Annotated in this window: 20 protein-coding genes; 13 read left to right on the top strand and 7 right to left on the bottom strand. The window is 72.8% G+C overall.

The features are described 5' to 3' along the window. The first annotated feature begins 71 nt into the window (after nt 1–71). Nucleotides 72–1,115 carry a 3-isopropylmalate dehydrogenase gene (locus tag WFH32_RS17615; protein WP_138823702.1) on the top strand — a complete coding sequence of 348 codons (1,044 nt, stop codon included), beginning with the start codon at nt 72–74 and terminating at the stop codon, nt 1,113–1,115. Between the two features lie 206 nt (nt 1,116–1,321). Beyond that, entirely contained in the window at nt 1,322–2,452 is a 1,131-nt protein-coding gene (locus WFH32_RS17610) for a branched-chain amino acid aminotransferase (protein ID WP_336708605.1), read from the top strand. Nucleotides 2,453–2,545: 93 nt separating this feature from the next. On the opposite strand, the gene WFH32_RS17605 is transcribed toward WFH32_RS17610, so the two are convergent. After that, nucleotides 2,546–3,124: a DUF6069 family protein gene (locus WFH32_RS17605; protein ID WP_191797424.1), complete on the bottom strand. Its 579-nt coding sequence runs from the start codon at nt 3,122–3,124 to the stop codon at nt 2,546–2,548. A gap of 383 nt (nt 3,125–3,507) precedes the next feature. Between WFH32_RS17605 and cimA the strand changes: the two genes are divergently transcribed. Next, nucleotides 3,508–5,172: a citramalate synthase gene (gene cimA, locus WFH32_RS17600; protein WP_191797426.1), complete on the top strand. Its 1,665-nt coding sequence runs from the start codon at nt 3,508–3,510 to the stop codon at nt 5,170–5,172. A 94-nt stretch (nt 5,173–5,266) separates the two neighbouring features. On the opposite strand, the gene WFH32_RS17595 is transcribed toward cimA, so the two are convergent. Genes WFH32_RS17595 through WFH32_RS17585 form a run of 3 tightly spaced genes read right to left on the bottom strand, consistent with a single transcriptional unit; the run spans nt 5,267 to nt 10,211 of the window. Continuing rightward, a complete protein-coding gene (locus WFH32_RS17595) occupies nt 5,267–8,134 on the bottom strand; it encodes an FAD-binding and (Fe-S)-binding domain-containing protein (protein WP_336708602.1) in 2,868 nt (955 codons plus the stop codon). Then, entirely contained in the window at nt 8,131–9,018 is an 888-nt protein-coding gene (locus WFH32_RS17590; RefSeq protein WP_030152170.1) for a MurR/RpiR family transcriptional regulator, read from the bottom strand. Before WFH32_RS17590 ends, WFH32_RS17595 begins: the two co-directional genes overlap by 4 nt. After that, nucleotides 9,015–10,211: a BadF/BadG/BcrA/BcrD ATPase family protein gene (locus WFH32_RS17585; RefSeq protein WP_336708601.1), complete on the bottom strand. Its 1,197-nt coding sequence runs from the start codon at nt 10,209–10,211 to the stop codon at nt 9,015–9,017. The genes WFH32_RS17590 and WFH32_RS17585 overlap by 4 nt, the downstream gene beginning before the upstream one ends. Nucleotides 10,212–10,503: 292 nt before the next feature. Between WFH32_RS17585 and WFH32_RS17580 the strand changes: the two genes are divergently transcribed. The 8 genes from WFH32_RS17580 to WFH32_RS17545 all read left to right on the top strand — a co-directional run bounded on the left by WFH32_RS17580 (nt 10,504) and on the right by WFH32_RS17545 (nt 19,967). Next, the gene (locus WFH32_RS17580) at nt 10,504–11,553 is read left to right on the top strand and encodes a lipoate--protein ligase family protein (RefSeq protein WP_191795881.1); all 1,050 of its coding nucleotides are present in this window, start codon (nt 10,504–10,506) and stop codon (nt 11,551–11,553) included. Nucleotides 11,554–11,828: 275 nt separating this feature from the next. Then, entirely contained in the window at nt 11,829–13,136 is a 1,308-nt protein-coding gene (locus WFH32_RS17575) for a sugar ABC transporter substrate-binding protein (protein WP_336708599.1), read from the top strand. A gap of 115 nt (nt 13,137–13,251) precedes the next feature. After that, the gene (locus tag WFH32_RS17570; RefSeq protein WP_191795879.1) at nt 13,252–14,157 is read left to right on the top strand and encodes a carbohydrate ABC transporter permease; all 906 of its coding nucleotides are present in this window, start codon (nt 13,252–13,254) and stop codon (nt 14,155–14,157) included. Between the two features lie 104 nt (nt 14,158–14,261). Beyond that, complete coding sequence (locus tag WFH32_RS17565) at nt 14,262–15,098, top strand: carbohydrate ABC transporter permease (protein WP_371415827.1); 837 nt, start codon at nt 14,262–14,264, stop codon at nt 15,096–15,098. Continuing rightward, nucleotides 15,095–16,657: a glycoside hydrolase family 3 N-terminal domain-containing protein gene (locus WFH32_RS17560; protein ID WP_336708597.1), complete on the top strand. Its 1,563-nt coding sequence runs from the start codon at nt 15,095–15,097 to the stop codon at nt 16,655–16,657. Before WFH32_RS17565 ends, WFH32_RS17560 begins: the two co-directional genes overlap by 4 nt. After that, complete coding sequence (locus tag WFH32_RS17555; protein ID WP_191795877.1) at nt 16,654–17,964, top strand: anhydro-N-acetylmuramic acid kinase; 1,311 nt, start codon at nt 16,654–16,656, stop codon at nt 17,962–17,964. The genes WFH32_RS17560 and WFH32_RS17555 overlap by 4 nt, the downstream gene beginning before the upstream one ends. Continuing rightward, the gene (locus tag WFH32_RS17550; protein ID WP_336708596.1) at nt 17,961–18,932 is read left to right on the top strand and encodes an N-acetylmuramic acid 6-phosphate etherase; all 972 of its coding nucleotides are present in this window, start codon (nt 17,961–17,963) and stop codon (nt 18,930–18,932) included. The genes WFH32_RS17555 and WFH32_RS17550 overlap by 4 nt, the downstream gene beginning before the upstream one ends. 258 nt (nt 18,933–19,190) lie before the next feature. Further along, a complete protein-coding gene (locus WFH32_RS17545; RefSeq protein WP_336708594.1) occupies nt 19,191–19,967 on the top strand; it encodes a hypothetical protein in 777 nt (258 codons plus the stop codon). A 77-nt stretch (nt 19,968–20,044) separates the two neighbouring features. On the opposite strand, the gene WFH32_RS17540 is transcribed toward WFH32_RS17545, so the two are convergent. After that, on the bottom strand, nt 20,045–20,818 hold the full coding sequence (locus WFH32_RS17540; protein ID WP_191795874.1) for a YggS family pyridoxal phosphate-dependent enzyme: 774 nt from the start codon (nt 20,816–20,818) through the stop codon (nt 20,045–20,047). Nucleotides 20,819–20,891: 73 nt separating this feature from the next. On the opposite strand from WFH32_RS17540, the gene WFH32_RS17535 reads away from it, so the two are divergent. Next, on the top strand, nt 20,892–21,281 hold the full coding sequence (locus WFH32_RS17535; protein WP_191795873.1) for a YccF domain-containing protein: 390 nt from the start codon (nt 20,892–20,894) through the stop codon (nt 21,279–21,281). A 118-nt stretch (nt 21,282–21,399) separates the two neighbouring features. Then, complete coding sequence (locus WFH32_RS17530) at nt 21,400–22,152, top strand: alpha/beta hydrolase (protein ID WP_318244056.1); 753 nt, start codon at nt 21,400–21,402, stop codon at nt 22,150–22,152. A gap of 40 nt (nt 22,153–22,192) precedes the next feature. Here the strand turns inward: WFH32_RS17530 and WFH32_RS17525 are convergent, their stop codons facing one another. Both WFH32_RS17525 and WFH32_RS17520 read right to left on the bottom strand, forming a co-directional pair. After that, on the bottom strand, nt 22,193–23,020 hold the full coding sequence (locus tag WFH32_RS17525; RefSeq protein ID WP_336708593.1) for an alpha/beta fold hydrolase: 828 nt from the start codon (nt 23,018–23,020) through the stop codon (nt 22,193–22,195). Between the two features lie 149 nt (nt 23,021–23,169). Next, a complete protein-coding gene (locus WFH32_RS17520; protein ID WP_336708592.1) occupies nt 23,170–24,087 on the bottom strand; it encodes a DUF2249 domain-containing protein in 918 nt (305 codons plus the stop codon). Between the last annotated feature and the right edge of the window lie 18 nt (nt 24,088–24,105).

Below are 24,105 nucleotides of genomic sequence, written 5' to 3'. Positions count from 1 at the left end.
TCGTGGCCCTCGACCCGCCCACGGTGTGAGATGGGCGTCCCGAGGGCTGGCCCGGGGCGTACGGTTCGAGCATGACGCGCAACATCGACTTGGCAGTGGTCGCCGGAGACGGCATCGGTATCGAGGTCGTCGAGCAGGGCCTCGCGGTCCTCGAGGCGGCCCTCTCCGGAACCGACGTCAAGGTCTCCACGACGCCCTTCGACCTCGGTGCGCGCCGTTGGCACGCGACCGGCGAGACCCTCACCGACGAGGACCTCGCGGCGATCCGCACGCACGACGCGATCCTCCTCGGTGCGATCGGTGACCCGACCGTCCCGTCGGGTGTCCTCGAGCGCGGTCTGCTGCTCAAGCTGCGCTTCGCGCTCGACCACTACGTCAACCTCCGCCCGGGCAAGCTGTACCCGGGCGTGAGGTCCCCGCTGGCGGACCCGGGCGAGATCGACTTCGTCGTCGTCCGCGAGGGCACCGAAGGTCCCTACGTCGGCAACGGCGGGGCGCTGCGCGTCGGCACGCCCCACGAGATCGCGACCGAGGTCTCCGTGAACACGGCCTTCGGCGTCGAGCGCGTCGTGCGTGACGCGTTCGCCCGCGCCCAGGCGCGCCCCCGCAAGCACCTGACGCTCGTGCACAAGCACAACGTCCTGGTGCACGCCGGTCACCTGTGGCGCCGCACGGTCGAGGCCGTCAACGCCGAGTTCCCCGACGTCACCACGGACTACCTGCACGTGGACGCCGCCACGATCTTCCTCACGACGAACCCGTCGCGCTTCGACGTCATCGTCACCGACAACCTGTTCGGCGACATCCTGACGGACCAGGCCGCCGCGATCACCGGCGGCATCGGCCTCGCGGCCTCGGCCAACATCAACCCCGACCGCACGGCCCCCTCCATGTTCGAGCCGGTGCACGGCTCGGCCCCCGACATCGCGGGCCAGGGCAAGGCGGACCCCACCGCCACGGTCCTGTCCGTCGCGATGCTGCTCGACCACCTCGGCCTCGCCGAGGAGTCGCAGCGCGTCGAGGCCGCGGTCGCCGCGGACCTCGCCGAGCGGGGGACCCGAGTACGGTCGACGGCCGAGGTGGGGCGCGAGCTCGCCGCCCGCGTCGCCGGCTGATCGGTCCTTCCGACCTGCCGTCGCGCCGCCGTCGTGTCCCTGCTCGGGGGCCCGACGGCGGCGCGCACCCTCTGCCGTCCTCACCGCTCCCACGTCCTCGTCGAAGGTCCGGGAGTTCTCGCCCGCCCTGCGGGCGCCGAAGGGCGCTCTGTCATGGAAAACTAGGCGAGGAACCCACCCGGGTCGCCAGGTGAAAGGCCCATGACATGACTTCCCCCCTCACAGCGCAGCCCGCTTCCTCGGCCGAGGATCTCGTCGCGCTCTTCGACATCCGCACCTCGGACACCCCGACCTCCCCCGAGGCCAGGGCGGCCGCGATCTCCGCCCCGAAGTTCGGCACCGTGTTCTCGGACCACATGGCCCGGATCAGCTGGAACTCGACGGACGGCTGGATCGACCGCCGCATCGAGAAGTACGGCCCCCTCCAGCTCGACCCCGCGACCGCGGTCCTGCACTACGCCCAGGAGATCTTCGAGGGCCTCAAGGCGTACCGGCACCAGGACGGGTCCGTGTGGACCTTCCGTCCCGAGGCCAACGCCGCTCGGTTCGCCCGGTCCGCGCACCGTCTGGCGCTGCCGGCACTCTCGGTCGACGACTTCATCGGCTCGATCACGGCGCTCGTGCGCACCGACGTCGAGTGGGTCCCGAGCGGCGAGGAGGCGAGCCTGTACCTGCGTCCGTTCATGTACGCCTCGGAGTCGTTCCTCGGTGTGCGGGCCTCGCTCGAGGCCGAGTACCTCGTGATCGCCTCGCCCGTGGGCCCGTACTTCTCGGGCGGCGTCAAGCCCGTGTCGATCTGGGTCGACCGCGAGTTCAGCCGCGCCGGTGCCGGCGGCACGGGCGACGCCAAGTGCGGCGGCAACTACGCGTCGAGCCTGCTGCCGCAGACCCTCGCGCAGGAGAAGGGCTTCGAGCAGGTCTGCTTCCTCGACTCGTCGACGGGCACGTTCCTCGAGGAGCTCGGCGGAATGAACGTGTTCGTCGTCAAGGCCGACGGCTCGGTCGAGACGCCCGAGCTCACGGGGTCGATCCTCGAGGGCGTGACCCGCTCGTCGATCATCCAGCTCCTCAACGACCGCGGTCACGAGGTCACCGAGCGGCGCATCCCGCTCGAGGAGCTCCTGGCCGACATCCGGTCCGGCGGGGTGACCGAGGTGTTCGCGTGCGGCACGGCTGCGGTCGTCACGCCGATCGGCCGCCTGGGCGGGTCGAACTTCGACCACACCATCGCCGACGGCGGAGCGGGCGAGCTGACCCTGGCGATCCGCGGCGAGCTCACCGACATCCAGAACGGCCGGGCGGCGGACCGTCACGGCTGGATGACACGCCTGGCCTGAGGTCACCACCGACGTACCGCTGAGTGCGGAGCAGCCGTCGCCGATCGACCCGGTCGGCGACAGCTGCTCCGCACTCGGCGTGTCGGCGGGGGCTCAGACCGGCCGGCGCACGATCGTCCGGCCTGCGACGCCCGCGAGCAGCGACCAGACGGCGACCCCGATGAGCAGGTTCACGAGCCCGGACAGCACGGCCGACGTCGTGTCCGTGGTCCAGGCGAACGGCAGGGCCGTGATGACGACGATCACGAGCGCCATGATCCAGCCGAAGAACGCCCGCGGGCGCGGGGTCGTGAGGATCAGCACGTGCAGCAGCCCCGCGGCGAGCAGGGCGAGGATCGCCCCGTCGATCGCGAACGCGGCCTGGTGCGAGGCGGTCGAGAAGATGTCCGGCGGCGGCACGAGCGTGAACGAGAAGATCCGCTCGAGGATGATCACGGCCACGAGGCCGATGAGCGCGGCCACCAGCGCCGTGGCGGCCGCCCCCGCCCAGAAGCGGCCGACCTCGACCGCGAGGCGCGGGTCCGCGGGGTTGACGGGCTCGTGGGGCGCAGGGAAGTCGACGTGCGGGTCGGGCGGGACCGTGGGCGGGATGGCCGGTGGGACCCCCTGGGGGTGGCCGGGGGAACCGGGCTGCGGGACGTTGCCGCGGGGCGGGAAGTTCGGGTCGCTCATGATGCGTCTCCTGTCGTTGCAGGCTGTCGTTCCGGGCGCTCGCTGGTTGGCGTGCTCAGTCCGTGGACACCGTTCCATCCTGGCGGCTGCTGTGGCAGCATGTGTCCTGTGACACACCTCGTATCCCACCTCATTATCGAGTAGCGCGCCCGGCCACCACACCGGACGCGCAAACCTCCCGCACCCTCGGGGGGTTTTTTTGTTGCCTGACACCACCCCGGTCGGGCACCGAAGCGCCGGGCACGAGCTTCACGAGAGCGACCGCCCGGCGCGTGGGAACGAGGAACCCCCGGCGGACGCGGAAGCGGATCGCCCGATCCACCTAGAGTGGTCTCGCCCAGGCGGCACCGCTGGACCCCGAGATCTCCCCAGAGAGCGGCACGATGACTTCCCAGGTGAACCCCGTAGCTCCTGCCACAGCGAGCGCACCCTCGACGTTCCACGTCTACGACACGACCCTGCGCGACGGCGCGCAGCAGGAGGGCATGAACCTCACCGTCGCCGACAAGCTCGCGATCGCCCCGCTCCTGGACGAGCTGGGCGTCGGGTTCATCGAGGGCGGTTGGCCCGGGGCCATCCCCAAGGACACCGACTTCTTCTCCCGTGCCGCGAAGGAGCTCACGCTCAAGAACGCGGTGCTGGCCGCGTTCGGCGCGACCCGCAAGACCGGGATCAAGGCCGCCGACGACCAGCAGGTGCGCGCGCTCGTCGCATCGCAGGCGCCGGTGATCACGCTCGTCGCCAAGTCCGACCTCCGCCACGCCGAGCGCGCGCTGCGGACCACGGGCGCCGAGAACCTCGCCATGATCACCGACACCGTCGCGTTCCTCGTGGCCGAGGGGCGCCGCGTCGTCCTGGACGCCGAGCACTTCTTCGACGGCTACCGGTTCGACCCCGCCTACTCGCGCGCGGCGGTCGAGGCCGCGTTCGCGGCGGGGGCCGAGGTCGTCGCGCTGTGCGACACCAACGGGGGCATGCTGCCCGAGTGGGTCGGCGAGATCGTCACGGAGCTGCGCGACGCCGTCGGGATCCCGCACGGCCTTCACGCCCGGGCCGGCGACCCGTTGCTCGGGATGCACGCGCACAACGACTCGGGCTGCGCGGTCGCGAACTCGCTCGCGGCCGTGGCCGCGGGCGCCGCGCACGTCCAGGGGACCGTCAACGGCTACGGCGAGCGCACCGGGAACGCGGACCTCATCACGGTCGTCGCGAACCTCGAGCTCAAGCACGGCCGGAGCCTGCTCGTCGACGGCGGCCTGCAGGAGACCACGCGCATCGCGCACGCGATCAGCGAGATCACCAACATCTCGCCCTACGCGCGCCAGCCGTACGTCGGGGCCAGCGCGTTCGCGCACAAGGCCGGGCTGCACGCCTCGGCGATCAAGGTCGACCCGGACCTCTACCAGCACATCGAGCCCACGCTCGTCGGCAACGACATGCGCATGCTCATCTCGGACATGGCGGGCCGCGCGTCGATCGAGCTCAAGGGCCGGGAGATGGGCTTCGACCTCTCCGACCAGGCCGACGTGCTCTCGCGCGTGACGCACCGCGTCAAGGAGGCCGAGGCCCGCGGGTACACCTACGACGCGGCAGACGCCTCGTTCGAGCTGCTGCTGCGCGAGGAGATCGCGGGCGAGCGGCCGCAGTTCTTCCGGGTCGAGAGCTGGCGCACGATCGTCGAGCGGGCCGGGGGACGCGGCACCGAGGCGACGGCGGAGGCGACCGTCAAGCTGCACGCCGGGGGCAAGCGCATCGTCAAGACGGGCGAGGGCAACGGACCGGTGAACGCGCTCGACCACGCGCTGCGGCTCGCGCTGCGGCGCGTGTACCCGGAGATCGAGGCGTTCGAGCTGATCGACTTCAAGGTCCGCATCCTCGACACCGAGCAGGGCACGGACGCCATCACGCGAGTCCTCATCGAGATGACCGACGGGGCGACGTCCTGGTCGACGGTGGGCGTCGGGCCGAACCTCATCGAGGCGGCCTGGGAGGCGCTGACGGACTCCGCGATCTACGGGTTGATCCACGCGGGCGTGCAGCCGCGCTGAGCCTGCGCCCCGCTCCGGGCGCCTGCGCCCACGTGTCGGAAGGAGCGTGACCTCCGGGTCACGCTCCTTCCGACACGTCGGGGTGCGGGACCCGTCAGGGACGCGTGGCCGCCTCGAGCAGCTCGACGACGTGCACGTAGTCCTGCCCCGTCGCCCGGCTCAGGCCCATCTCGCACGTCCGGTTGCTCGACGCGTACGCGTCCGCGGTGCCGTGATCGCGTGCGTGGGCCGCGACCTCGGCGGCCTCGGCGCGCGTCGCCGCGGCGGTGAGCTCGGGGTGGAGCATCCCGCGGTCGCCGGCGAACCCGCAGCATCCCGCGTCGAGGGGGAGAACGACGTCGTCGGCCACCGCGCGTGCGACCGCCTCGAGGTCGCCCACGACCCCCAGGTGGATCGACGAGCACGTCGGGTGCAGGACGAGCGAGCCCAGCGTCGTACCGGCGGCCCGGGGGGAGCGGCCGCTCGCCTCGAGCGCGGGCAGGACGGCGCTCCGCACGAAGGTCACGGCGTCCAGGACGCGCAGCCGTTCGAACTGCTCGCGCGCCTCGCCGGCCAGGTGGGACCCGACCCCTTCGAGCCCGTGCGTGCAGCTCGACGCGTCCGAGACGACGGGCAGGCGACCGCCGTCGGTCGCGGCCCAGAGCGCGTCGAAGGTCCGCTCGGCCATCGCGGCGGCGCCGTCGGTCAGCCCCTTGGAGACCCACGGCGTGCCGCAGCACAGGCCCGCGATCCCCGCCGGGATCGCGACCGTGATCCCCGCGCGCTCGCACAGCGCGAGGAATGCCGGGCCCACGCCGCCCGGGCTGGGCGACGCCTCGGCGGGGGAGAAGAGCGAGCCCATGCACGACTGGAAGAAGACGACCGACGCGTCAGCGACGGCCCCGGCCGACGCCACGCGACGTGGTCCGGGCCCGGGCAGGTCCGACCCGACGAGCGGTACGACGTCCGCACCCAGCACGGCGCGCCCCACCTTCGAGGCCGCGGACACGAGCGGGGTGGGCAGGCGGTCGACGACGCCGAGCGCCCCACGCAGGCCGGTGACCGCGCCGCCCCAGTGGTCGGCCGCCGTGCGCCCGGCGCGCTGGACGACCGGCCCATGTCGCTGCGCGCGGCGGACCTTCATGACCTTGCCGGTGTCGATCCCGACCGGGCATGCGGTCACGCACAGCGAGTCCACGGCGCACGTGTCGACGGCCGAGTACTCGTAGGCGCGCTCGAGCTCCGCGAGCTCGGACGGGGCAGCCGTGACCATCTCGCGCAGCAGCGCGATGCGCTGGCGCGGGGTCGTCGTGACGGTCCGCGACGGGCACGCGGGTTCGCAGTAGCCGCACTCGACGCACCGGTCCACGACCTCGGCGAGGTCTCCCGCTGCCGGTTCCCCGACGGGCGGCACGAGCTTGAGGTGCGCCAGGTGCCCCTCGTCGTCGTCCGTGAGGAGAACACCCGGGTTGAGCAGTCCGGTCGGGTCGCACAGGGCCTTGACCTCGCGCATCACGGCGTACAGGTCGTCCCCGAACTGCCGACGGACGAACGGCGCCATGATGCGACCCGTGCCGTGCTCGGCCTTGAGCGAGCCGCCGCGGTCGAGCACCAGGGTCACCATGTCCTCGGTGAAGGCCGCGAACCGGTCGAGCTCGCCGTCGTCGGACAGGCGCGGGGTGATCATGAAGTGCAGGTTGCCGTCCTTGGCGTGCCCGAACGTCACGGCGTCGTCGTAGCCGTGCCGCTCGAAGAGCCCGCCCAGGTCGCCGACCGTCGCGGTGAGGTCGGGGACGGGGACGACCAGGTCCTCCAGCAGCGCGGTGCTGCCGGGCGCCCGGGCCCCGGCCACCGCGGTGTACAGGCCCTTGCGCACACGCCACAGGCGCCCGCGGGCCGCGGGGTCGCGCGTGAGCTCGGCAGGCGTCGCGAGGGCGAGGTCGCCGATGACGCGGCGCGCGGCCTCCTCGAACGGTTCGAGCCCGTCGGGGGACGTGGCCTGGTACTCGACGAGCAGGGCCGTCTGGGTCGTGGCGGCCGCGAAGGCCCGCATCGACGCGTCGGTGAGCGGGTCGGTGGCGGCGACGCGGAGCGAGGCCGCGTCGAGCAGCTCGATCGCCCGCGCGCCCGAGCCGGTGATGGTCGCCAGGGCGTCGGTCGCGTGCTCGAGCGCGTCGAAGACCAGGAGGGTGGTCGAGGCCGCGGGCAGCAGAGGCACCGTCCGGAAGGTCACGTCCGCCACGAACGCGAGCGTCCCCTCCGACCCGACGACCAGGTGCTCGAGGATCTTGACGGGGGAGTCGTGGTCCACGAACGTGTTGACGCCGTAGCCCATGGTGTTCTTCATGGAGTACTGGTGCGCGATCGTGGCGCGCATCGACGCGCTCGCGCGCACCCGGTCGCGCAGCTCGGCCAGGCCGCGGTGCAGCGCGGGCTCGAGGGCCCGCAGCCGCTCGTCCGCGTCCGGGGCGCCCGTGTCGAGCACGGTCCCGCTGGGCAGGACCAGGGTCATCGACTCGATCGTGCGGTACGCGGTGTCGACCGTCCCGCAGGCCATGCCCGAGGAGTTGTTGGCGACGACCCCGCCGATCGTGCACGCGATCTCGCTCGCGGGGTCGGGGCCGAGGCGCCGCCCGTGGCGCAGGAGCCGCCCGTTGACCGATCGCAGCGTCACGCCGGGCTGGCAGCGCACGCGGGCGCCGTCGTCGAGCACCTCGACGCGCGTGAAGCGCGTGCGCGTGTCCACGAGCAGGCCCGCGCCCGACGCCTGTCCCGACAGGCTCGTCCCGCCCGAGCGGAACGTGACCGAGAGCCCGCGGTGACGGGCCTCGGCAAAGGCGGCGACGACGTCGGGCACGTCCTGCGCGCGCGCGACCGCCTCGGGGCGCAGCAGGTAGTGCGACGCGTCGTGCGCCTGGGCGACCCGCGTCAGGAGGTCGGTCCGGATCTCGAGGGCCCGCGTCGTCGCGGCGGAGACGTTCATGCCCGGGCCTTGCGCTCCCCGTCGAGCCGGTGGGGCTGGACCGCGTCGTAGGTCGCCTTGAGGTTGGCGCTGGTCTGCTCGTACAGGCGCTGGGCCACGCGGACGAACAGGAAGTCGACGACCGCGAGCTGCGCGATGCGGCTCGACAGGGCGCCCGAGCGGAACTGCGTCTCGCGCGCCGTGGTGCCGAGGACGATGCCGGCCTCCTGCCCCAGGGGGGACTCGGGGAAGTTGGTGATCGCGACGGTCGTCGCTCCGCGCGCCTGCGCGATGCCGAGCGCGTGGTTGGTCTCGACCGTCTGCCCGCTGTGCGAGATCCCGATCGCGACCGCGCCCGGGCGCAGGAGCGCCGCGGACTGGAGCTGGAGGTGCGGGTCGGGCGCGGCGAAGCACACGAGCCCGATGCGCTGGAGCTTCTGCGCGAGGTCCTGCCCGGTGAGCTGGCTCGACCCGACGCCGAACACGTCGACCCGGGGCGCGGCCGCGACGGCCGCCGCGACCTGCTCGAGCGCGCCGAGGTCGAGCATGCGCGCGGTCTCCTCGATCGTCCGCGCCTCGTGGAACGCGATCTTCGCGACGACGTCCTCGGCCGTGTCCGTCTCGTTGATCTCGCCGTGCGCGACGTTCGAGCGCTCGAGCTCCATCTCGCGGCGCGACGTGGCCTGGGCGAGGTCGATCCGGAACTCGGGGTAGCCCGCGTAGCCGATCGCCCGGCAGAAGCGCACGACCGTGGCCTGGGAGGCGCCCGCTCGCGCCGCGAGCTCGTTGATCGTGGACCCGACGACGGCGGTCGGGTCCGCGAGCACGGCCTCCGCGATCCGGGCCTCGGCCGGGCGGAGGGTCGGCAGGGCCTGCCGGATGCGGACGAGTCCATCACCTGTCATGTCGGATCTCCTGTGATCGGTGCGGGGTGGCTGGCGGTGGGGTTGTCGCTTCGGGGGCGGGCGCCGGTGGCGGGCGCGGGGTCCGGGGGCGAGCCCCCGAGACTCAGCCACGGCTCGTGCGCGACGAGCGAGCCGGTGCCACCGGCGCGCCCGGCGCTCCCCGCGCTCTCGGCGCTCTCGGCGAGCAGCCGGGCCAGGTGCAGCGCGCCGTCGAGCGGGGTGCCTGCGGAGGGGACGAGCTCGGCGTCGGGGCGCAGCGCGGCGAAGCGGCGCGCGAGCGCACCCGTCAGCGACGGGCCTGCTGCCAGGACGCCACCCGTCGCGGCGGCGAGCGGCGGCAGCCCGGGCACGAGGGCGGCCGCGAGCGACTCGGCCAGGTGCCGGCCGGCCTCGGTGAGGATCTGCACGGCCGCCGGGTCGCCCGCCGCGGCGGCCGCCGCGACGTCGGGCGTGAACGACCCGAGGACCTGGGCGCGGTCGGGGCGCGTGTAGAGCTGGGCGGGCCAGGTCGGGGCGGGGCCGAACCGCGCCGTGGCGGCGGCGAGCAGCGGGCGCGAACCGCCCGTCGAACGGCGGTCGTGCGCGGCGAGCGCCGCCCGCAGCCCGTGGGCGCCGATCCACGACGCCGAGCCGAGGTCGCCGAGGAGGTGACCCCACCCGTCGACGCGCTGCCAGGTCCCGGCGAGGTCCGTGCCCAGGGCGATCGTGCCCGTACCGACCGCGACGACCGCCCCGGCCCGGCCGCCGAGCGCGCCGAGGTGGGCGGTCACGGCGTCGGCCGCGACCGCGGTGCGCTCGGCGCAGAGGCTCGCGCGGAGCGCGTCGTGGACGGCGGTCGGGTCCGGGACGAGGGTCGCGACGCCCGTCGCGCCGACCGCGGCGGCGGCGACCACGGGGGGCTCGCCGTGGGTCTCGGTCCAGGCCGCGACGAAGGCTGCGCCCAGGTCGTGCACGACCTCGGCGACGTCGCTGCCGTCGGGTCCGATCGCGACCGGGCGTCCGGTGAGGCTCGTGCGGTGCGCGTCGGGGTCGGCATCGCTGCTGGGATCGATGTCGAGCCTTGCCGCGACGAGGCGGCTGCCGCTCCCGCCGACGTCGATCGCGACGATCCAGCGGGGGGAGCCCGTGGGTGGCGCCGGGACGTCTGCACGAGCCTCCGGGCGGGCGGGGTCGGGGTCCTGCGTGCTGGTCACGCCTCATTGTGGCATGAAGTTTCACAACAGCGCCACAGCGCGGAGAAAAGTGCCACGGGGTTCACCCGGCCCTGCGCCCGGGACTCTCGCCGTCGGCCCGGTTCGTGGCCGGGTCCTTGGCCGGGCCCCCGACCGGACCTCGCACCGGAGCCCCGGGGCGGGCCCTCGACCGGGGGCCGGGCCCTGCTGCTTGGAGGCTACTCCTGCGTGTGGCCCAGGTCACCAGGTGTCCGGCGGTGCGGGCGACCCGTGGAGCGCGGACTCGCGTCCAGCGGCACGTACCGTGGAGCCCATGAGAGGCGAGTACAAGGTTCCTGGTGGCAAGCTCGTGGCGGTCGACGTCGAGACCGACGGGGGGAGGCTGTCCCGCGTCGCGCTGAGCGGAGACTTCTTCCTCGAGCCCGACGACGCGCTCGACGACATCAACGCTGCCCTGACCGGGCTGCCCGAGACGTCGACCGTCGCGGACCTGACGCGTGCGATCGAGGCCGTGCTGACCGACGACATCACGATGGTCGGGTTCTCGCCCGAGGCCGTCGCGATCGCCGTGCGCCGCGCGCTCGGTCATGCGACCGGCTGGGACGACCACGTCTTCGAGATCATCCACGAGGGCCCCGAGCAACCTGCGATGCACCTCGCGCTCGACCAGGTCCTCACCGAGGAGCTCGATGCCGGCCGGCGCGGTCCCACGCTGCGTATCTGGGAGTGGGGCGCGCCCGCCGTCATCATCGGGTCGTTCCAGTCGCTCAGGAACGAGGTCGACCCCGAGGGCGCCGCGAAGCACGGCATCACCGTGGTCCGCCGGATCTCGGGCGGAGGCGCCATGTTCGTCGAGCCCGGCAACACCATCACGTACTCGTTGACCGTCCCGGCCTCGCTCGTCGAGGGTCTGAGCTTCGAGCGCTCGTACGCGTTCCTCGACGACTGGGTGCTGGGGGCGCTCGCCGACGTCGGCGTGAACGCCACCTACAAGCCGCTCAACGACATCGCGTCCCCGGCGGGCAAGATCGCGGGTGCCGCGCAGAAGCGCCTGCGTGGGGGAGCGGTGCTGCACCACGTGACCATGGCCTACGACATCGACGCCGACAAGATGCTCGAGGTCCTGCGCATCGGGCGCGAGAAGATGAGCGACAAGGGGACCAAGAGCGCCAACAAGCGTGTCGACCCCGTGCGCTCGCAGACCGGCATGGCGCGCGAAGAGGTCATCGAGGCCTTCAAGGCGCACTTCCGGTCGCGGTACCGCACGGTCGACGGCGCGGTGACCGCCGACGAGCGCGCACAGGCCGAGGAGCTCGTGCGCACGAAGTTCGGGACCGAGGAGTGGACGGCGCGCGTGCCGTGACGCGGTAGCCGCGGGTCGCGGTCGGGGCGAGGTCGCGCGCCGTGGCGTCGCCGGGGCCCGCGCCGTCGGGTCGCCGAGGTTACCAACAGGTCACAACTTCGCGACCGGCTTCCCTCTGCCCGTCGTTGGCGGTAATCTTCACGAACACCCAACCTGATGTAAGTTTGTTTCAGAGTCGAAGGGTGCCGACGACCCGGCGCCCCCACGAACGATCAGGTCCGCAGGGACGAACGGCTGGCCGCGACGCGGCAGCCGACCAGAAAGGAAGTCACGGCATGCAGCGACGCAGCACGGTGGCCGTCACGGGCACCCTCCTCCTGGCGCTCGGCCTCACCGCGTGTGGCGGTGGGGACAACAGCGGCGGCGAGGCCACGGGGGACGCAGCCTCCGCCGACCACACCGGCGAGACCCTCACCGTCTGGATCATGGAAGGCACCAACCCCGACGGGGACGCCTTCTTCGACGAGGTCACCACCGCGTTCAAGGAAGAGACCGGCGCCGACCTCCAGATCGAGTTCCAGCCGTGGGCCAGCGCCCACGACAAGTTCACGACCTCCATCGCGGGCAACACCACGCCGGACGTCGCCGAGCTCGGCACCACCTGGACCGGTGAGTTCGCCGACGTCGGCGCCCTGTCCGACCTGACCGACCGGATCAAGGACGCGGGCCTCGAGGAGGACCTCGTCCCCGGGCTCGTCGAGTCCGCGACGCTCGACGGCGCGCAGTACGGCATGCCCTGGTACGCCGGTGTGCGCTCGGTCATCTACCGCAAGGACCTCTTCGAGGCGGCCGGCATCGCGATCCCGACGACGTGGGCCGAGCTCCAGTCCGCGGCCGAGACGCTCAGGGCCGCGAACCCGGGCCTCATCCCCTTCCCGATCGCCGGTGACTCCCAGTACGGCGCCATGCCCTTCATCTGGGGTGCGGGCGGCGACCTGGCCGTCAAGGACGGCGACACCTGGAAGTCCGAGATCAACTCCGCGGACTCCGTCAAGGGCCTCGAGTTCTACACGGGTCTCGCGACCGACGCGGGCCTGTCGACCGCGGCGGCGACGACCTGGAAGGAGACCGACCTCCTGTCGAACTTCGAGCAGGGCAACGTCGGCATGATGATCTCCGGCAGCTGGACCCCGGGCAAGATCCTCACGGACGTCCCGGACATGGCCGACAAGATCGGCGCGTTCCCCATCCCGGGTGAGACCGACGGTCTGTCGGACTCGTTCCTGGGCGGGTCGCACCTGGGTGTCTTCGCGGCCAGCGAGAAGCAGGACCTCGCGTGGGAGTTCGTCGAGATGATGACGACCGGCAAGTTCGCGCAGGAGTGGGGCAACCAGTCCGGCTACTTCCCCGGCCAGACCTCGCTCCTGGAGAAGGTCATCGAGGAGAACGACCCGCTCGTCGCGCCGTTCGCCCAGCAGATGGTCGAGGCCGGCGCCTCGGTCCCGGTGACGCCGCTCTACGGCCAGATCCAGGGCAAGAAGACGGTCGAGACGATGCTGCAGTCGATCCTCTCGGGCAGCGCCACGGTGCAGGAGGCCGCTGACACCGCGGCCGCCGACATGAACGAGACCTTCGGGTCCTGACGAGCCCATGGCAGATCTGCACCAGGTTCCCGGCGCGTCGGCCGACCAGCTGACGCGCCGGGCCCCGGCCCCGGCCCCTTCCTCCAGCCCGCGCCGCGGCGTCGGCCGACGTGGCATGCAAGTGCTCGGCCACAAGTCGCCGCTGCGCCCCTGGCTGCTCCTGGCCCCCGCGCTCGGCGTCCTCGGCGTCCTGCTCCTGTGGCCTCTGGCCCGCGTCGTGATGATCTCGCTGCAGGACTACGGCCTGCGGCAGATCGCCTCGGGCGAGTCGAACTACATCGGCTTCGACAACTACGCCGCGATCTTCGGCGACTCGTTCCTGTGGACCGTCGTCCTGCCCAACACGATCGGCTTCGCGGTCGCGTGCGTGGTCCTGACGGTGGTCCTGGGCACGGCCGTCGCGCTGTTCCTCAACAACCTCGGGACGCTCTGGCGCACGGTCTGCTCGACGGCGATCATGGTCGCCTGGGCCGTCCCGGCCATCACCGGCACGTACGTGTGGATCTGGATCTTCGACCCGCTCAACGGTCTGGTCTCCTCGGTGCTCGACTCGGTCGGGCTCATCGACCCGGCGACCACGAACTGGTTCACCGAGCGTCTGAGCTTCTACGCGATCGCGACCCTCAACGTCGTGCACCACGGATTCCCCTTCGTCGCGATCACGGTCCTCGCGGGCCTCCTGACGATCCCCAAGGAGCTGCACGAGGCCGCGATGATGGACGGCGCCACGCCCTGGCGCCGGTTCTGGACCATCACCGCGCCGATCCTGCGCCCCGTCTTCGCGGTCGTGACGATCCTGTCGACCATCTGGGACTTCAAGGTCTTCACGCAGATCTACCTGATGCCCGGCGGCAACGGCGGCAACAAGGAGGTCTTCAACCTCGGCGTGTGGTCGTACATCCAGTCCTTCGCGCAGGGCAAGTACGGGATGGGCTCGGCGATCGCCGTGCTGCTCACCCTGATCCTGCTCGGGATCACCATCGTGTACATGCGCACCCTGTTCAAGGAGGAGGAGCTGTGAGCGCCCTGACCGGTGCCCCGTCCAGCACCCCGCCCACGGCCGGCCGCGCGGGTCGCACGGTGGCCGCATCGATCGACGGAAGCGCCCCGCGCCCCCCGCAGGCCCTGCGGGTCAAGGCGCGCAAGCGTCCCCTGCCGACCGCGGGCAAGGTCGTCGGCATCGTCGCGCTGCTCGCCTTCGCGCTGTTCCCCGCGTACTGGATGTTCTCCTCGGCGATCGACCCCGAGGCCGCGACGCGAGGCGCGCGGATCCTGCCCGCCGGGGTCACGTGGGACAACTTCGTGACCGTGATCGACGACGGCGGGTTCGGGCACTACCTGCGCAACTCGATCGTCGTCGCGATCGGCGCGGTCGTGTTCTCCTCGGTGCTCGCGCTGCTCGCGGCCGTCGCGGTGAGCCGCTTCAGGTTCCGCTTCCGCAAGTCGATCCTCGTGCTCGTCCTCATGGTGCAGATGGTGCCGCTCGAGGCCCTCGTCATCCCGCTGTTCCTCCAGATGCGCACGCTGGGCATGCTCAACTCGCTCCTGGGTCTGACGATCGTCTACATCGCCTTCTCGCTGTCCTTCGCGATCTGGATGCTGCGCGGCTTCGTCGCGGCGGTCCCGGTCGAGCTCGAGGAGGCCGCGTACCTCGACGGTGCTTCGTGGGGCCGCATGTTCTGGAAGATCCTGCTGCCGCTCGTCGCCCCCGGCGTGGTCGCCACGAGCGTCTTCTCGTTCATCACCGCGTGGAACGAGTTCATCTTCGCCCTGACGTTCCTGCAGCAGTCGGCCAAGTACACCGTGCCGATCGGTCTGCAGAAGTTCTTCGGCGAGAACACGACCGACTGGGGCGCCGTCATGGCCGCCTCGACCCTCATCACGCTGCCCGTGATCGTCTTCTTCGTCCTCGTGCAGCGCAACCTGTCCTCCGGCCTGACCGCTGGGTCGGTGAAGGGATGACCACCGTGCACCACGACGCGCTGCGCGCCGTCAACGGCGTCCTGCTCCCCGGTTTCACGGGGACCGACGCCCCGGCCTGGCTCCTCGCGGCCTGCGAGGAGGGGCTCGCGGGAGTCGTCTACTTCGCGTACAACACGCCCGACGTCGCCACGACCGCCAGGCTCTCGGCCCACCTCCACGAGGTCTCGCCCGACCTGCTGATCACGATCGACGAGGAGGGTGGGGACGTCAGCCGGCTCGAGGCCGTCACGGGGTCGAGCATCCCGGGGGCCGCGGCCCTGGGGGCGGTCGACGACGAGGACCTCACGGAGCGGGTCGCGCTCGCCCTCGGGCGGCTCCTCGCGGCGACCGGCGTGGACCTCGACCTGGCGCCCGTGCTCGACGTGAACTCCCGGACCGAGAACCCCGTCGTGGGCGTGCGTGCGTTCGGCGCGACGCCCGGGCTCGTGTCCCGGCACGGCGCCGCGTTCGTCCAGGGCCTGCACCGTGCGGGCGTCGGGGCGTGCGGCAAGCACTTCCCGGGGCACGGCGCGACGGACGTGGACTCCCACCTGTCGCTGCCCGTGGTCGACGACTCGCTCGAGACGGTCCGCGAGCGCGACCTGCCGCCCTTCGTGCGTGCCTTCGAGCCCGACGTCGACATCGACTCGATCATGACCGCGCACCTGCTGGTCCCTGCGATCGGTCCGCGACCCGTCTCGCTCGAGCCTGCTGCCGCCGCCCTGGCGCGCGAGCTCGGCTTCGAGGGCCCGATCATCACCGACGCGCTCGACATGGGCGCGGTCTCGGGCGGTGACGGGATCGGCGAGGTCGCCGTCCAGGCCGTCGAGGGCGGCGCGGACCTGCTGTGCCTCGGCACGACGGTCGGCCGCGACGACGAGGCGCTGTTCCGCCAGGCGCAGTCCGCGCTCCTCGCCGCGGTCGAGGAGGGTCGGGTCACGATCGAGCGCCTCCAGGAGTCTGCGGCCCGCACCGCACGCACGGTGCGCCGGGTGCGCGAGCGCCAGGCGTCCGCGGGCGCGACCTGCGGCCCCGAGGAGGCGACGGCCGCGCTCGAGGCGCTCGCCGCCGTCGGGCAGGAGGCCGCCGAGCGGGCCGTGCGCGTGCACGGTCCCGCCACGCACCTCGACCCGTCCGGCCCCGCACCCGACGTCGTCGACCTGCGCCAGCGGTTCGACCACGCCGCCGGGCGCACCGCCCAGCACGTCCAGACCGCGCTCGTCACGGCCTTCCCTGACACGACCCTCCACGCCTTCTCCGACCAGGCCGGGTGGGAGGACGCGCTCGCCGCGGTCTCGGCACGACAGGCGGACGGTCCCGCCCGGCCGCTGGTCGTCATCACCCGTGAGCCCGTCCCGGGCAGCCGCGAGGCAGGCATGCTCGACGCCCTGCGCGCCGCCCGGCCGGACCTCGTCGCCGTCCACACCGGCTTCCCCGACGCCGTCCCCGCCTGGTTCGGGGACCGGACCACCGTGGTCGTCGCCTGCGGCACCGGACGTGCGAACGCGCGCGCCGCCGTCGGGCAGCTGACCGCGCTCACCTCGGAGGTGACCCGATGATCGTCCTCGGCCTGTCCTCCGGCACGTCGGTCGACGCGATCGACGCGGCCGCCGCCGACTTCCACCTCGGCCCCGACGGGGTCCTGCGCATGCGGCCCCTCGGGCACACCGAGTACGAGTGGCCCGCCGCGCTGCGCGAACGCATCCTCAAGGCGCTGCCGCCCGCCGCGGTCGACATGGGCGAGGTCACGCAGCTCGACACGCTCATCGGGCAGGAGTTCGGCCGCGCCGGACGCCAGGCCATCGACGACGTCGCCGGCGGTGACGTCGACCTCGTCGCGTCGCACGGGCAGACGCTCTACCACTGGGTCGTCGGCGCCCGCGCGCACGGCAGCCTTCAGCTCGGCAACGCCGCCTGGATCGCCGAGCGCACCAAGCGGCCCGTCATCAGCGACTTCCGCGTCGCCGACATCGCCGCAGGCGGCCAGGGCGCGCCCCTCGTGAGCGTCCTCGACGCCCTGTGGCTCGGCCGCGACCCGCAGTCGCCCGACGGCGCGCCGGCCGGGCTGAGCGCAGCGCTCAACATCGGCGGGATCGCGAACGTCACGCTCGTCGGCGAGGTCGAGGCACCCGTGACCGGGTGGGACACCGGTCCCGGCAACTGCCTCATCGACCTCACCGCCCGCCAGCTCACGGGCGAGCCGTTCGACCGCGACGGCGCCCTGGGCGCCGCCGGGACGGTGGACCAGGCCGCGCTGCGCGCCCTGCTCGACGACCCGTACTTCGCGGCCAAGGCCCCCAAGTCGACCGGCCGCGAGCTGTTCGACGCGACCTACGTGCCGCGCAAGCTTGCGTCCGTGCGCCCCGATCTCACCGGTCCCGACCTCGTCGCGACCCTCACCGAGCTCACCGCGGTCACCATCGCGGAAGGGCTGCTCACGGTCGCCCAGTCGATCCCCGCCGACCGACGCAGCGCGGGCGACGCCGCCGCGGAACCCCAGCGCGAGGTGCGCCGCGTCGTCGTCTCGGGCGGTGGCGCGCACAACCCGACGCTGCTCGAGCGACTCCGCGCCTACCTGCCGGACGGCTGCGAGCTCCTCACGGCCGACCAGCTCGGGATGCCCATCGACGCCAAGGAGGCGTACCTCTTCGCGCTCCTCGGCTTCCTGTCGGCGCACGGGGTCGCCGGCACCGCCAAGGGGGTCCAGCGCCGCCGCTCGACCGGGGCGCGCCGCGCCGCGGTCCTCGGCTCGCTCACCCCGCCCACCCCGCTCGTCTGGCCCGCGTTCACCGGGCCCATCCGCCGGCTCGTGCTGGCCAACACCCCGTTCGGGCTCGCCCCGATGCCGAAGGGAACGCACCGATGACCGACACCCGCCCCGCGACGGACGCCGGACCGGCAGGACTCACGTCCTCCGACGAGGACTGGCAGGAGGTGCTCCGGCTCGCGTCGCCGACCGAGGACCGCAACCCGCGCACCACGGACATCGACCTGCTGCCCACGGCCGAGGTCGTGCGGCGCATCACCGACGAGGACGCCGGGGTCGCCGACGCCGTACGTGCCGAGGCCGACCGCATCACCGCGGCCGTCGACCTCGCCGTGGCCGCGCTCCGCGGCGGCGGGAAGGTCCACTACTTCGGCTCCGGCACGTCGGGGCGTCTCGGTGTCCTCGACGCGGTCGAGCTCCTGCCCACGTACGGCGTGGGGGACGAGTGGTTCGAGGCGCACCTCGCGGGCGGCGCCGGCGCCATGATGCTCGCGGTCGAAGGAGCCGAGGACGACGTCGAGCTCGGACGGCGCGACGCCGACGGCGTCCGGGCCGGCGACCTGGTCGTGGGGCTCGCCGCCAGCGGCCGCACCCCCTACGTGGGCGGCGCGTTCGACGTCGCCGCCGAGCGAGGCGCCGCGACCGTGCTCGTGAGCGCCAACCCGCAGGCGCGCCTCGCCTCGCGCGTCGACGTCGCGATCCTCCTCGACACGGGCCCCGAGGTCGTGACGGGCTCGACCCGGATGAAGGCCGCCACGGCGCAGAAGCTCGTGCTCAACACGTTCTCGACCGCGACCATGATCCGCCTCGGCAAGACGTACTCGAACCTCATGATCGACGTGCGCCCGACCAACCAGAAGCTGCGCGCCCGCATCGTGCGCATGCTCGTCCAGGCCACGGGACTCGGCACCGACGAGTGCGAGCAGGTCCTGCACCGGGCCGGCGGCGAGATCCACGTCGCGCTCGTCATGCTGCTCGCCGGCGTCGGCGTCGACGAGGCCCGCGAGGCGCTGCGTGGGGCCGGGGCGCCCGGCGTGCGCCGCGCGCTCGAGCTGCTGGGGGCCTGAGGGTCTCGGTCGCGCGACGTCCCTGGTCAGAGGGCCAGGTCGGGAAGCAGACGGCCGCAAGGTCGGATCGCGACATCTGGCGCCGAATCGTTATCCGGCCGGCATGCGGTACACGTGTCCCACGGTCGAGGATAGGAGGACATCTCGCCGCACCACGCGGTGACGTCCGAACATTCTGGGGGAGTCATGGGAGCACGTCGTCGTCCATCGGTCGGAGCAGGGCCCGCCGCCTACGGCCGGGCCACGAGGGCGGGACTCGTGCTGGTCCTCGGCGCGACGCTCGCAGCGTGCGCGACCGAGGCGCCCGCCGACAGCGAAGGTCCCGTCGAGACTGCGGGGACGACCACCGTGCCGTCCGCGGGGGACGACGTTGCGCAGGTGACCGCCGAGCTGGGAGCGTCCGTCGTGGCTCCGGCACCACCTCACGTCGACCCGTCCGCGATCCGGTCCCTGCTCCTGCCGGAAGCCGGGGTCCTCAGCGGCATCCCGGCGATCCAGGGGAACGTCGTGACGATCCTTCGTGACGAGCCCCGGGTACCCCCGGCGAACACCCAGTCCCCGGCGGACTGCGACATCGCGGCGATCCTCGCGGGACTCGGCACCAGTGGTTACGCCTTGCAGGACACCATCAGCCCCGGGGGCCGCGTCCAGCAGGAAGCTCACCTCTTTGCGGACGCGGCCGCGGCCGAGTCCGCCTACGCGATCGTCCAGGACCGGGCGGCGTCGTGCCCCACCGTGACGATCGACTACGTCGAGGCCGGTGACCCGATCAACGTCGAGGTCTCGGGCACCGCGGACACCACCGGGACCTTCCCCTCGCTCGCCCAGGACGCGCGCCTCTCCGCCGACGCCTACTGGGTGACCGAGGGTTACAACGGCTACGTGCTGGTCGGCAACGCGATCGTGCACTGGTCGGCCGACGCGGCCAACTATCACGCCGAGCAGATGCCGCGGGTCGACCGTGCCGTCCTGGGGACGCGCAGCGCCGTCGAGGCGGTCGTCCTGGCGCACCTGCAGCAGTTCGCGACGTCGTAGCCGGGCGGAGGTCGCCCGGCACAGGGCGCGGGACCGTCCACGTCAAGCGGACGGTCCCGCGTCACGTCCCTCGCCGGTCAGCCGACGGGCGCGGTGGCGGTACGTGCCCCGAACACCGCGGTCCCCACGCGCACGATCGTCGCGCCCTCGGCGATCGCCGCCTCGAGGTCGCCGCTCATGCCCATCGACAGCTCACGCGCCTCACCCGTCCCCGGGGCCTCGCTCGCGAGCACCTCGTCACGTATCCGGCGCAACCGCTCGAACCCGGCGCGCACCAGCGCGGTGTCGGGGGAGTTCGCCCCGATCGTCATGAACCCCGTGAGGCGAAGACCCTCCAGAGCGGCGACCTGACGGGAGAGGTGTGCGGCGTCCTCGGGCCCCACCCCCGCCTTGGACCCCTCTCCCGACACGTTGACCTGGACCATGACGTCGAGCGTGCGGCCCTCGCGCGCGCAGCGGCTCGCGAGCGCCTCGGCGAGCGCGAGCGAGTCGACCGACTCGACACCCGTGGCCGTCGCGAGGACCTGGTTGACCTTGTTGCGCTGCAGGTGCCCGATCATGTGGATCCGCACCGAGCCGCCTGCGACCAGGTCGGCGAGGTCGGGTGCCTTGGCGACGAGCTCCTGGACGCGGTTCTCGCCGATCAGCGTCGCGCCCGCGGCGACGACCGCGCGCACCGCGCTGGCGTCCTGCGTCTTGGTCGCCACGAGCAGCCGCACCTCTTGCGGAGCGCGGCCTGCGGCGAGCGCCGCGGCGTCGACGCGGGCGCGCACGGCCGTGTAGCGGTCGGCGATCGTCCGGGACGGCTCGGCCGGGACGTCGAGGGGCGAGTCAGGGGAGGGGGAGGGCACGGGAGCAGTCTAGTTTTCCGACGGCGTCACCGGGGTGGGCGTCCGGCCGACGTCCGTGAGGCAGAATCGGGGCATGAACGCGATCCTGAACGTCATCTGGCTCATCTTCGCGGGGCTCTGGCTCGCGATCGGCTACGTCGTGGCGGGGATCGTCTGCTGCATCCTCATCATCACCATCCCGTTCGGCATCGCGAGCTTCCGCATCGCCGGGTACGCGCTGTGGCCCTTCGGGCGGACCGTCGTCGACAAGCCCACGGCCGGCGCGTTCTCCACGATCGGCAACGTGATCTGGGTGGTCTTCGCGGGGATCTGGCTCGCGATCGGGCACGTCATCACCTCGATCCCGCTGTTCGTCTCGATCATCGGCATCCCGCTGGGCATCGCGAACCTCAAGATGATCCCGGTCTCGCTGCTGCCGCTCGGCAAGCAGATCGTGCCGACGAACGCGCGCTTCGGCGCCTGACGCGCGAGTATCGGGTGGTGGCCGCCGAGGGTGACGGTGACCGACGCCGAAGGTGATGGCGACCGACGCCGAGGGTGACTGTGTGGGCCGCCGAGGGTGACGCTGACCGTTGCCGACGGTGACCGCAGGTGACGACGACAGGGGAGCCATGCGCGACGGGAGCCGGGACCTGGGCCAGCGTCTGGGGCTGGGCCTGCGGCGGACCTGGTGGCGCGTCCGCGACTACGCCTGCGTGCTGCGCTGGCAGGCGACAGGGTTCGTGTCCCGGGTGGGGCCCGACGAGCTGCGCCAACCCGACCGGCCCGTCGGACCGCCCGTCGTCCTCGTCCCCGGGGTGTACGAGTCCTGGCACTTCCTGCTGCCCCTGGCCACCCTCCTGCACGACCACGGGGTCGCGGTCCACGTGCTCCCGGAGCTCCGGGACAACCGGCGACCTGTCGCGGACGGCGCCGTCCTCCTCGCGCGGTACCTCCGGGAGCAGGACCTGCACGACGTCGTCGTCGTCGCGCACAGCAAGGGCGGGCTCATCGGGAAGCTCGCCATGGTGCGCGAGAGCCCGGGCCGGATCGCGTCGATGATCGCGATCAACACGCCGTTCGCGGGCTCCGTCTACGCGCGATGGTTCGTCGCGCCGGCCGTCCGGGCGTTCATCCCGAGCGACGCGACGATCGTGGCCCTGTCCGCCGAGCGCGCCGTCAACGAACGCATCACCTCGGTGCACAGCCGCTGGGACCCGCACATCCCCGCCGGAAGCACGCTCGACGGCGCGCACGACGTCGTGCTCGACACCCCGGGACACTTCCGGCCGCTCGCCGACCCGCGACTCCACGAGCTCCTGGTCGAGCAGATCCGCGGGCCGCGGCCGTCCTGACGTCCTGGCCGACGCCGTCGGCGTGCCGACGATGTCCCGGCTAGCTGCGCGGCAGCTGCAGGACGCGCGTCAGGCCGGGGGAGTCCGGGTCGTCGACGATCTCGACGTCGTCGAGCCAGGACCCGATGACGTGCGCGAGCTCGCCGGGATGGCTGAAGTTGATCGCGTGCGCGGCGCCCTCGATGAGGGCGACAGTCGTGTTGTCGCCCGCGAGACGGCTCACCTCCCGCACGCGCGCAGGAGGCGGCATGAGCGGGTCCCTGCTCCCGATGACCGCGAGCGTCGGCACGGTCGACCGGACGATGCGCTCCAACGACGGGAACCGGGTGAGCTCGCTGAACAGGTGGAACGTGTTGACCGGCCCGAACCGCACGTAGTCCGGGACCGCCACGCGAGCCATCTGCCGGCTCTCCCGCGGACCGTCCATCGCGAGCTGCCGGATCGCGCGGGCCAACCCCTGGTTGTGCACTCCGCCCGCGGGAGACACGAGCACGATGCGCTCGACGCGGTCAGGGTCGCTGTGGGCGACCTCGAGGCTGATGGGGCAGCCCATCGAGTTGCCGACCAGGACCACCTTCTCGAGCTCGAGGGCGTCGAGGATGCGGATCAGCGCGTGCGCCAGCGCCGGGATGCCGAGCGTGTAGTCCCACTTCTCGCTCCGGCCGTAGCCCGGTAGGTCCGGGACGAGGTTCATGGCCCGCCCGGCGAGCACGCGCGCCGTCGGCATGAGGTAGGTGCCCGAGATCGCGAAGCCGTGCACGTGGACGATCGGCAGGCTGCCGGGCACCTCCGCGCTGCGCCGGTAGAACACGGGGTGCCCCTCGACCTCGACGGTTCCCTCGGTCCATCCGGTGGTGTTCGTGCCCATGAGGCCGATCGTGGCAGAGGGGGTGCGTGGGGGCCACCGGTGCGGGGCGTGGAGGGGGCCGGTGGTGGTCGGCGCATCTCGTGAACCTTCGGGCGGCCAGGTCGTCAACCGCCCGCCGTGGACTCCGGTGGGCTGACTGCCGCCCAGGGTCAGCGCATGAACGCCAACGCCCACGTCTCGGGACCGCGCTCCAGGTAGTCGACCGTGAACGTGCCCGGCCAGCGGGCGTCGACCTGGGCCAGGAGGGGCAGGGGGTCGTGCGGGGCGAGCAGTACCATGCCCGCGCCGGGGACGACGCCGTCGAGCGCACCGAAGATCGTCGCGTGCCGGATGGCGTGCGGCACCGCGCGGGCGTCGAGGACGGGGAGGTTCCCGGCGTCGTCGTGCCCGCCGCACCCGCACGAGTGCCCGCCCGGGGCCGGGGCGGTCGGGTCCGTGGCCGGGTCAGCCGTCCGGGGCTCGTCGGCCGGCTCGGCGCCACTGCCGCACCCGCCGCCCAAGCCTCCGTCGACACTGGCGCACCCGCACCCGACGCCGGCCTCGGCAGGCCCAGGACTGCCCGTCCGCCCGTGCTCGTGCCCGCCGAGCAGCTCGTGCATCCCGTCGAGGACGGTCGCGAGCGACACGTCGGAGGACAGGGCCAGCAGCGGCAGGATCTGCTCGTTCTCCTTGGTCATGTGCACCTCGAAGAGGACCTGGAGGGCGCGGCCGAGCGCGGCGGCGCGCACGGGGCCCGTCGCGCCGGCGAGCGCGTCGACGAGGCCGCCGATGACGCCGTGCTCGGCGATCATGGCGTCGACCAGGAGGCGGGCGTCCGGGGTGCGGTGCGCGTGCGGGTACATCGCGCCCTCCTCGGCGAGCGCGTGCGGTAGCAGGTCGGAGCGGGCCCAGTCGACGAGCCGCTGGTGGGCGGCGCTGGTCGCCGTCGCGTCGCCCGTCTCGACCGCCCGGACGAGGGCCTCGACGAGGAGGCCGAGGGTCCCGTTCATCTCGGTGTGGTGGGCGACGACGGCCTCGACCGCGCGTGAGTCTTCGGCCGACGTGGCCAGGACGATGCTGCTGCTCATGACGTGGGTCCTCCGGGG

It is taken from the genome of Oerskovia sp. USHLN155 (assembly GCF_037145535.1).
GTDB classification, from domain to species: Bacteria; Actinomycetota; Actinomycetes; order Actinomycetales; family Cellulomonadaceae; genus Oerskovia; species Oerskovia rustica.
The sequence above is the reverse complement of the archived record's forward strand: the minus strand, read 5'-3'. Positions and strand labels throughout refer to the sequence as shown.

What these genes read in the sequence shown, in the direction of transcription:
- WFH32_RS17615 (WP_138823702.1), top strand. Translation starts at nt 72, where the DNA reads ATGACGCGCAACATCGACTTGGCAGTGGTCGCCGGAGACGGCATCGGT.
- WFH32_RS17610 (WP_336708605.1), top strand. Translation starts at nt 1,322, where the DNA reads ATGACTTCCCCCCTCACAGCGCAGCCCGCTTCCTCGGCCGAGGATCTC.
- WFH32_RS17605 (WP_191797424.1), bottom strand. Translation starts at nt 3,124, where the DNA reads ATGAGCGACCCGAACTTCCCGCCCCGCGGCAACGTCCCGCAGCCCGGT.
- cimA (WP_191797426.1), top strand. Translation starts at nt 3,508, where the DNA reads ATGACTTCCCAGGTGAACCCCGTAGCTCCTGCCACAGCGAGCGCACCC.
- WFH32_RS17595 (WP_336708602.1), bottom strand. Translation starts at nt 8,134, where the DNA reads ATGAACGTCTCCGCCGCGACGACGCGGGCCCTCGAGATCCGGACCGAC.
- WFH32_RS17590 (WP_030152170.1), bottom strand. Translation starts at nt 9,018, where the DNA reads ATGACAGGTGATGGACTCGTCCGCATCCGGCAGGCCCTGCCGACCCTC.
- WFH32_RS17580 (WP_191795881.1), top strand. Translation starts at nt 10,504, where the DNA reads ATGAGAGGCGAGTACAAGGTTCCTGGTGGCAAGCTCGTGGCGGTCGAC.
- WFH32_RS17575 (WP_336708599.1), top strand. Translation starts at nt 11,829, where the DNA reads ATGCAGCGACGCAGCACGGTGGCCGTCACGGGCACCCTCCTCCTGGCG.
- WFH32_RS17570 (WP_191795879.1), top strand. Translation starts at nt 13,252, where the DNA reads ATGCAAGTGCTCGGCCACAAGTCGCCGCTGCGCCCCTGGCTGCTCCTG.
- WFH32_RS17560 (WP_336708597.1), top strand. Translation starts at nt 15,095, where the DNA reads ATGACCACCGTGCACCACGACGCGCTGCGCGCCGTCAACGGCGTCCTG.
- WFH32_RS17555 (WP_191795877.1), top strand. Translation starts at nt 16,654, where the DNA reads ATGATCGTCCTCGGCCTGTCCTCCGGCACGTCGGTCGACGCGATCGAC.
- WFH32_RS17550 (WP_336708596.1), top strand. Translation starts at nt 17,961, where the DNA reads ATGACCGACACCCGCCCCGCGACGGACGCCGGACCGGCAGGACTCACG.
- WFH32_RS17535 (WP_191795873.1), top strand. Translation starts at nt 20,892, where the DNA reads ATGAACGCGATCCTGAACGTCATCTGGCTCATCTTCGCGGGGCTCTGG.
- WFH32_RS17525 (WP_336708593.1), bottom strand. Translation starts at nt 23,020, where the DNA reads ATGGGCACGAACACCACCGGATGGACCGAGGGAACCGTCGAGGTCGAG.
- WFH32_RS17520 (WP_336708592.1), bottom strand. Translation starts at nt 24,087, where the DNA reads ATGAGCAGCAGCATCGTCCTGGCCACGTCGGCCGAAGACTCACGCGCG.